Annotated in this window: 3 protein-coding genes; 1 reads left to right on the top strand and 2 read right to left on the bottom strand. The window is 24.7% G+C overall.

The window, feature by feature from the left end:
- Positions 1–123 precede the first annotated feature (123 nt).
- The gene (locus tag GBZ86_RS14560) at positions 124–666 is read left to right on the top strand and encodes a DUF1963 domain-containing protein (RefSeq protein WP_327445278.1); all 543 of its coding nucleotides are present in this window, start codon (positions 124–126) and stop codon (positions 664–666) included.
- A gap of 105 nt (positions 667–771) precedes the next feature.
- Here the strand turns inward: GBZ86_RS14560 and GBZ86_RS14555 are convergent, their stop codons facing one another.
- Positions 772–1,206, bottom strand: a complete 435-nt coding sequence (locus tag GBZ86_RS14555) for a MarR family winged helix-turn-helix transcriptional regulator (RefSeq protein ID WP_152891839.1) — start codon at positions 1,204–1,206, stop codon at positions 772–774.
- Positions 1,207–1,241: 35 nt separating this feature from the next.
- Positions 1,242–2,327, bottom strand: coding sequence for an NADH:flavin oxidoreductase (locus GBZ86_RS14550; protein ID WP_152891837.1), 1,086 nt, complete (start codon positions 2,325–2,327; stop codon positions 1,242–1,244).
- Positions 2,328–2,916: the final 589 nt, after the last annotated feature.

The raw sequence follows: 2,916 nt of genomic DNA, 5'->3' as shown, positions 1-2,916 counted from the left end.
TTTAAGGGGCTACGCCGCATTTTTCTATAGACTTGTCAAGTTTTTTCTGAAAAAAAGAGCAAGATATATTTCTATACCTTGCAATTCTAAAATAAACAATATAACTTTTCTTAACTTAATGACATTGATCCTCTTGCTACCATTTTTATTGAAAAAAATGATTATTTACCTAAAGATCTTAATGGTATTGCATTAATAACAATTTTTATCAGTGATAGTTTTTATGATGGAAATATAGACTTTAATAATTTTAAAAAATATTTTAATATAAAGACTTACACCACAACTAAAAACCTTATTTATTGTCAATGGGACAATAAATATATGAAACATTTTCCATTGACTGAGGAGTATGTAAATAATGACTATCCCCTATGGGATGATGGAGGTATTCCTAATAATTTATTTGAAATACTTTGTGAAATGGAAGATTCTAATGACATAGATTATTATGAGGATATAGCAGAAGATTTTTATAGCCAACATAAAATAGGAGGGTATCCATCTTTTCGCCAATCAGGTTATTGGTTCAATGAAGAATATAATTATGTTTTACAAATTTCATCAGATGAAAAAGCAAATTTCAATATAGTTCATAACGGAAATTTTTATTTTTATTATAATTCAAAGAAAAATGATTGGAAAGTATATTGTGATTTTTATTGATATATTATTAATTTAAGGACAGTAGATAGTTTTGTGTAAAAAACAAAACTATCTACTGTCCATACTCTTTTTTTCATTGCATGCAAACTATTAATTTAAAATAATTTAAATATTGTTTAAATTATCATTTATTCTTTTTAGTAAATCTAAAAATACTTTCTTTTCTGAATCTGAAAAACCAGAATATACTGTTTTATTTAAATTTTTGGAAATTTTTGTATATGTTTCTTTGATTCCTTCAGCTTTTTCTGTTAAAACTATAAAAGTTACTCTATTATCCTCTGTACTTTTAAATTTCTTTACATACCCAAGATCTAGAAGCTTTTTTACTAATGCGGTTATTGTTGATTTATCTTTACTTGTTTTTTTTACAATTTCATTCATAGTAAGTGGCTTATTACTCTCATATAAAGCAGTTAAAATATTCCCATAACTTGGATCTATCTCTTTAAGATTGTTTTCTGCAAGTTCTTTTTGTATAAACTTAATCATTTTTTTTTTAGTTTTACTCATAAAATGAACTATATATTTATCATTCATAATTTTAAATCACCTACTTTCTTTTATTAAATTCCTTATGAAAATGTTGTGCAATAATTTCCTTGGCTAGTTCTACATCTTGAACATCTAACACATTTAGCTTTTTTATCTTTATTATTTTTCCACTGATTAATTAAATCTGGTTCTGATAATAAAGGTCTTGATAATCCAAAAAAATCTACTCCTGTTTCTTCAAATTTCTCTTCTATACCTTTAAGGGTTGTAAATCCCCCAACTGTAATAATAGGAATATTTACTAATGTTTTAATTTCTTTAGCATAGTTTATAAAGTATCCTTCTTTTTCTATAGCTATTCCATGAAAAACTTTTCCAACCATTTCTCTAGCTTTACCATGTATATTCCCTGATATTTCAATAGCTGTTACACCTAATTTTTCTAACATTATACATATTTTTTTAGTTTCTTCAAAAGTTAATCCACCTTCAAAAAACTCTGAAGCAGTAAGTTTTACTAAAACACTATAATCATTTCCTACTTCTTCTCTAATTCTTAAATATATATTTTTTAAGAATCTAAATCTATTTTCAAGACTACCACCATACTCATCAGTTCTTCTATTATAATAAGGACTTAAAAATTGATTTATAAGATATGTATGTGCCCCATGAATTTCAACTCCATCAAAGCCACTTTCCTTAGCTCTCTTTGCAGCTTTAGCAAATGAATCTATTATGTATTCAATATCATCTTTAGTCATTTCCACACCAACAGTTCCAGTAGATAACTCTGGTACTACACTTGGTGCAAATATAGTTCTTTCACCAATATTAAAAGTAGTCTTAGTTCCACCATATGAAAGCTGTAAAATAATCTTTGAATCATATTTATGGCACATTGAAGTAAGCTTTTTATACTCTTCAATGAAACTATCATCATACATTCCCATCATTCCTGCATTTGGTTTCTCTTCCTTTACTATATTTACATAACCTGTGATAATTGTTCCAACTTGGTTTTTAGCAATACTTTCATAAATTTCAAATAACTTATCTGTCATATGCCCATTTTCCGTAGCATAGTTCTCCCAAGTTGCAGCTCTCACAAATCTATTTTTAGTTTCAAATCCTAATAAATTTATCTTTTCAAATAATTTACTCAAATTAAATCATCTCCTCATTAGTTTTATATCAAACTAATTATAAATTTGGAATAGTTTTATGTCAAACTATTTTTTTTAAGCTTCTCACCACATTTAACGCAAGAATTTCTAAATAAAAAAGTGTTCATTAATTAATTACCAAAACCATATTGCCTTTTAATTCAGTTTTTACCTTGCTAATTAATTTTTATGATTTTTTTTCAAAAATCACATTATTAAAATTTATCTTTTAACAATAGCATACTAAAAAAATAAATAATTAGTACTTTTTTCAACACTTAAACTGATTTTATACCTTCCGGTTTTAAAATAATCCTTAATATTACTTTACTATTATTAACAATAAATCACTATATTTCATGTGAAATTTATACTATACTATTTAAGCATTTATTAATTTAATGAAATAATTATGTTTAAATTCCTATATGTTAAAGGATTAAAATTAATATTTTTCTAAAATATGTTACTATAATTTAGAAAATATACTAAAGCAAAAGGAAGATAATTTATGATTAAAAAGAAATTATTACTAGTTATTGGAATATTATTAATATTAAATTTATCTTTAGTAGGTTGTGTTAAATCT

Source organism: Clostridium tarantellae, from assembly GCF_009295725.1.
Classification (GTDB): Bacteria; Bacillota; Clostridia; order Clostridiales; family Clostridiaceae; genus Sarcina; species Sarcina tarantellae.
The sequence above is the reverse complement of the archived record's forward strand: the minus strand, read 5'-3'. Positions and strand labels throughout refer to the sequence as shown.